Source organism: Gardnerella sp. c10Ua_244 (genome assembly GCF_055818055.1).
This window is the reverse complement of the sequence record NZ_JARFVS010000011.1, coordinates 1-5,958: the sequence shown is the minus strand read 5'-3', so window position 1 is coordinate 5,958 and position 5,958 is coordinate 1. Positions and strand designations below refer to the sequence as shown.

Below are 5,958 nucleotides of genomic sequence, written 5' to 3'. Positions count from 1 at the left end.
AGTGTTACAAATGCGCTCTTGGCTTAAAAAGCATGGTCTTGAAATGGAGTCGCTTGGTAAAAAAGAAGTCGCTAAAGAGCTTAAGACAGTGGGTAAAGAGTTGGCGGAAGTGTTGCGGCTTCGTCAGCAGCTTGCTAAATCATCGGTGAAAAAGTATACGGTGATGAAAAACGCTGCATGCATGGATTATCGGGAGCGTGGCATGTTTCGCTTCTATGGTGCAAACCGTACAGGAAGGTTTGCGGGAAGGCTCGTGCAATTACAAAACCTGCCACAAAACCATTTGCCTGATCTAGCGGAGGCTAGAAGTCTTGTTAAACAAGGAAATGTTGAAGCTTTGGAAATGCTTTATGAGGATATTCCGGATACTTTATCCCAGCTTATTCGCACTGCTTTTATTCCACGCACGGGATTGAAGTTTATTGTCGCGGACTTTTCAGCGATCGAAGCGAGAGTCTTGGCTTGGCTTGCAGGTGAAAAATGGCGTATGCGAGTATTCGAGGAAGGTAAAGACATTTACTGCTCGTCAGCATCTCAAATGTTTAGCGTGCCTGTTGAAAAGCATGGAGTAAACGGGCATTTGCGGCAGAAAGGTAAGATAGCGGAACTTGCTTGTATTGCTGAAGGTGAACTTGTACTCACAGATGAAGGGCTTGTTCCAATTGAAGAAGTCACTACAAAACAAAAAGTGTGGGACGGAGAAAACTGGGTCAACCATAACGGAGTTGTTTTTAAGGGTGTAAAGGAGGTAATCGAGTATGAAGGACTTAGAGCAACACCAGACCATCTCGTCTGGGTTAAAGGGAAACCGAAGCCAATACGGTTTATTGAATCCGCCATCTGCAAAACACATCTCATACAAACCGGAGATGGTCGGAGAACAATACGGCTGGGTGAAAATCATAAGTGCAGAGAAACACTGGAATCAAAAGCAAAACCACTGTTATGTATTGACACAATGCGTAGGGTGCGGAAGCGTTCAATGGCAGGACTTAAACAGTCTAAAGTCGGGCAAATCAAAAGGGTGTCAAGCTTGCTCGCAGCCGAAACAAATACCAATATGGCTAGAAAAGCGGCTAAGTGCTGCGAAACAGCGATGCATCAATCCAAGAGATCCAAATTACAAAAACTATGGTGCAAGAGGGATAAAGTGGTGCTTCCATTCTGTTTTAGAAGCAGGCTTGTGGATTTTACAAGAGGTAGACAATGTGCAAAAAGACTGGGAATTAGATCGGATAAATACAAACGGCAACTACGAAAAAGGAAATATCCGCTTTGTTCCAAGAATAGTCAATCAAAACAACAAGCAGAACGCTATCCTAACACGGTGGGAGCAACAATATTGGCCATACGCAAGATCGGTAGTTACAAGAATGTTATCGAAAGGAATAGGCAGAGAAGAAATCATATCAAGAGCAAATACAGCTGTAGTGCAACACAGAAAAAACTGGCGTTTAATCGAAGCAAGGCTCGAGTTTATGACATACGAAATGCCGGACCAAATCATCGTTTTACCGTATCGGGAAAGCTCGTGCATAACTGTGGCTACGGTGGTGCAGTAGGAGCATTAAAGGCAATGGGTGCTCTTGATATGGGTTTACATGAAGATGATTTGCAACAGTTAGTTAATGATTGGAGATCTGCTAATCCACATATTGTTTCATTGTGGTGGGATGTGGACAGAGCTGTAAAACAGTGTGTACACGAACGCATTTCTGTTCGAACACACAATATAGTGTTCACTTACAAGAGTGGGTTTCTTATCATCAAACTGCCTTCGAAAAGATGCCTTTACTATGTGAAGCCACGCGTGGAAGAAAACAAGTATGGTGGCGAATCAGTCACCTATGAGGGTGTGGGGTCTACTAAAAAATGGGAGCGGCTGGAAAGCTACGGGCCTAAATTTGTGGAAAACATTACGCAAGCTATAGCTCGTGACATTCTACTTTACGCTATGCAAACGCTGAAAGAATATCGTATCGTCGCTCACGTGCATGATGAAGCCATTATCGAAACCGATAAGAATGTGAGTGTTCAAAGCGTGTGTGAGCTAATGGGAAGAACACCACCCTGGGCGGAAGGGCTTGTTTTACGCGCTGACGGCTACGAGTGCGAGTTTTACAAAAAAGATTAAAAAAATTTTAGGAGCAGGGTTAAAAACCTGCTCTTTTTCTTTGCCTGTGATTTAGAAGGCAATACCGCCTTCAGAAAGAACGTAAAAGGATACGCGAATGACTATTAAAAACAATATTAGTAAGCAAAAACGTGGTGTTAAAGGAGACTAAAAGTGGGTAAGTCTTATAAAAAGCATTTAGAAACGACACCGAATTTTAAGCCTATCGTCTACATTTGTGCTCCCTACCGTGGAGATAAAGAAAGAAACGTGAACCACGCTATCCGGTGTGCGGCTTACGCGTATTCACGCGGAGCAATCCCTATCACTCCACACCTGCTTTTCCCGTTCATGGATGATGAGAATCAAAAGCATAGAGGGGATGCGATGTTTATGGACATTATCCTCTTAGGCAAGTGCAACGAGCTGTGGGTGTTCGGGGAGAAAATCACAGGCGGCATGCAAGTAGAAATCAATCTTGCAGAAAAACGCAGGCAGCCGATTAAGTATTTTACGGATAAGGATTTAGGGGGTGAATATTGATGCTTGAATGCAAAATTTATACAGCTTCCTGTGTGGGAAACAGTAGTAACTGCTTGTATCCTGACGAAATAAAAGTCTGTGATCGAGATAGTTTTAATAAGGCTATCTCTTTTGACCATGTCACAGCACAGTTTACTAACAGTTATAGGTCTAAAGATAATTTCATTTCATCTACCTGTATTCCGATGGACTGTGATAACGACCATTCTGATGTTGGTAAAGACTGGGTGACACCTTTTGATGTTGCTTTAGCGTTTCCGAACGTGTGCTTTTACGCGTCTTATAGTAGAAACCACATGAAAGACAAGCATGGGAAGTGTGCAAGACCACGTTTTCACGTGTATTTTCCAATTGAAGAAGTAAGCGATGCTAAAGCTTATGTGGAGCTTAAAACAAAGATTCAATCAGTATTCCCGTATTTTGACAGTAACGCTCTTGATGCGGCACGTTTTCTCTACGGTGTTAAAACTCCACAGGTAGAACTTTACGATGGTGAAAAAACAATCACTGATTTCCTCTCGGAAGAAGATTTCAGTGAATTTGATGCAGGAACAGAAGAAATACCATCAGGGCAGAGAAACTCTAGGCTTAGTCATATCGCAGGAAAACTCATCAAACGTTATGGTGCTACAGATGAAACACATGAGAAGTTTTTGAGTGAAGCAGAACGGTGCAATCCTCCTTTGCCTGATGCAGAATTATCTAAAATCTGGTATTCGGCTAAAAAGTTCGGGCTTAAAGTAGCAAGTCAAGAAGGTTATATTCCGCCTAGCGAGTATGGCAAAAGCTATGAGGAGTATAAGCCGGATGATTTAACAGATATTGCGATGGCTGAGGTTTTTGCCAAACATAACAAGAATAAGGCTGTTTATACGATGTCTGCCGGCTGGCTTTACTGGACGGGCAAGAAGTGGGAAGCGTCTGAGCTTAAAGTTATGAAACTTTACATGCTTATTGCTAAAAAGGTTTTGAAAAATGCTGGTATCGAGTTTAAGACAGCTTACGAAGAGTTCGTTCAAGCCGAATCATCAGGTGATAAAGAGCAGGCGGATAAAGCAAAGAGTGAAGTGAATCAGGCAAAACAGTATCTTTCGTTTGCTAAGAAGATGAATGATCACAGTAAAGTGTCCGGGATATTAAAGCTTGCTAAATCCATGCTGGAAGTTGCAAACGAAGGACTGGATCGTGATGCTTTCATTCTAAACACGCCTTGCGGAATCGTGGATTTAAAGACTGGAGAGCTAAAAGCACATGATCCGTGTTCGTACTGTACGAAAATGACCGCTGTTTGCCCTTCACGGGAGAACATGGGATTGTGGCAGACAACGCTTGATATGGTTACCGCAGGTGATAAAGAGTTTCAGACATTTCTTCAAAGCCATGCGGGTAGTACGCTTATAGGTCAAGTGTTTGAAGAATCGCTTTTGCTGGTGTACGGGTCAGGTGGCAACGGTAAGTCGACCGTGTTTAACGCGGAAGCACATGTGCTTGGAGATTATGCGGGGAAAATACCTGCGGAGTCTTTAACCACTCGGGCTAAAAACGTGAAAGTGGATTTAGCGGAGCTTTGCGGTAAAAGGTTTATTCTTGCCTCGGAAACTGAGGAAGGGCAAAGGCTTTCTATTTCCATGCTGAAACAGATAGCAAGCGTGGATGATATTTCAGCTGAGAGGAAATATTATGCTCCTTTTACGTTTACGCCAAGCCACTCAACTATTCTCTACACGAACCATCTGCCGAAAGTCGGTTCGAACGATAAGGGAACGTGGCGGAGAATCTTTGTCGCACCGTTTACGAAAGAAATCAAGAATCCGAAAACAGACTATGTTGATGAACTTTTGCAAAAAGCAGGTGGGGCAATACTTCAATGGATGATTGAAGGAGCCAAGCTTTATATCCAAAACAGTTATAAATTCCCTACTTGTAAGGTGGTAGAGCAGGCTAAGGACGCTTATCGGGCTGAAAACGACTGGATAGGCCATTTCATCACTGATTATTGCATTAAGGGCGTGAATGAAACGGAGATGAGTAGGAGTCTTTACTTGTCTTACCGCCAGTGGGCAAACCTTAACGGTGAATATGTTAGAAACGATAGGGATTTTTCTAAGGCTTTACTGTTAGCGGGTTATAGCAAAAAACGGACGGGTAAGGGCTACCAGTGGTGTGGGCTTTCCATTAATCCGAATTTGCAGGCACAGGAGGATTTTCTTTGATGTAAAGCACGGTAAAACTGAAAGATACTTCCTGAAAAATGTATTGGCGTGTAGGCAAATGTTTTACATGGTAAAAACCGGGTTCAGAGAAAAATGTTCTATAGGATTTTTTCATACACGAAAATAGGCGTTGCCTACACGCTACCATGCACGTTTTCAAGAAAGAAAAGCCTGATAAATAGGGGTTTTGTATTGTAGTGTACCCTTTTTCTTTACTTTTTATATAAGAGAAAAAAATAAAAGAAATATAAGTATATATAGAGAAAAGTAAAAGATGGGTCTAAAGCATACATGGCTACACAAATAACATTCGCCTGATGTAAACGGGCAAAACCAACGAATGAAACAACTCTATTCAATAAATGAAAAATAAGATTTGAGAAAGGTGGAATAAACCATGATTAACAAACAAGAGAGAACAGTAGAAACCTACAAGCAAGCAGGAGCAGCAATGCGACTGACTAAGAGTCTGATTAGCCAATTAGTGGTCGATATTAGCCCGGTGCTTTTAGTGAAAGATCAAGACAGACTGTTAAAAGCCATGAACATGATTGATGAAGTATCTTCGCATGCTGAGGACAATATGTTCAAAGATCACCCACAGTTAAGCAATCACTATATTGACGTGTTTTATGGCGATGTTTCTGATGAGCCGAGAAACGAAGTTGATAAGAAAATCATTGAGATGGCAAAAGAGGTATCTGATGGGCTTTTTAAGAGAAAAGGAAACTGAGCGAAAACTCGTCCGTGATGTTAAAGCTGCTGGAGGCATGGCTATAAAGCTTACGAGTCCTTCTGTTGACGGGCTTCCTGACAGGCTGGTTTTACTTAACGGCGGGAAGATTGGTTTTGTCGAGCTTAAAGCACCAGGTAAAAAGCCTAGAGTTTTACAGGTGAAACGGATGAAAGACTTACAGGCTTTAGGTTTTAAGGTTTTCGTGGTTGATGAGAAGAGTCAGATTGGAGGTGTGATTGATGCTATACGAGCCACATGAGTATCAAAAGTATGCGACTGATTTTATTATCACACATCCGGTTTCAGCGGTTTTGCTTGAAATGGGACTTGGTAAGAGTGTTATAAGTCTTACG

General features: G+C 42.1%; 5 protein-coding genes. All 5 read left to right on the top strand.

Translation table 11 applies throughout. From position 1 onward, the window contains the following. Positions 1-2,134 (top strand): DNA polymerase (locus tag P0108_RS07000; RefSeq protein WP_473730924.1); only part of this gene is annotated, 2,134 nt, incomplete at its 5' end. A gap of 153 nt (positions 2,135-2,287) precedes the next feature. Continuing rightward, on the top strand, positions 2,288-2,656 hold the full coding sequence (locus P0108_RS06995) for a DUF7768 domain-containing protein (RefSeq protein ID WP_018645381.1): 369 nt from the start codon (positions 2,288-2,290) through the stop codon (positions 2,654-2,656). Between the two features lie 296 nt (positions 2,657-2,952). Then, entirely contained in the window at positions 2,953-4,869 is a 1,917-nt protein-coding gene (locus tag P0108_RS06990) for a phage/plasmid primase, P4 family (protein ID WP_014554455.1), read from the top strand. Positions 4,870-5,266: 397 nt separating this feature from the next. Further along, on the top strand, positions 5,267-5,602 hold the full coding sequence (locus P0108_RS06985) for a hypothetical protein (protein WP_018645377.1): 336 nt from the start codon (positions 5,267-5,269) through the stop codon (positions 5,600-5,602). Next, complete coding sequence (locus tag P0108_RS06980) at positions 5,574-5,864, top strand: VRR-NUC domain-containing protein (protein ID WP_004105020.1); 291 nt, start codon at positions 5,574-5,576, stop codon at positions 5,862-5,864. Before P0108_RS06985 ends, P0108_RS06980 begins: the two co-directional genes overlap by 29 nt. Positions 5,865-5,958 lie beyond the last annotated feature (94 nt).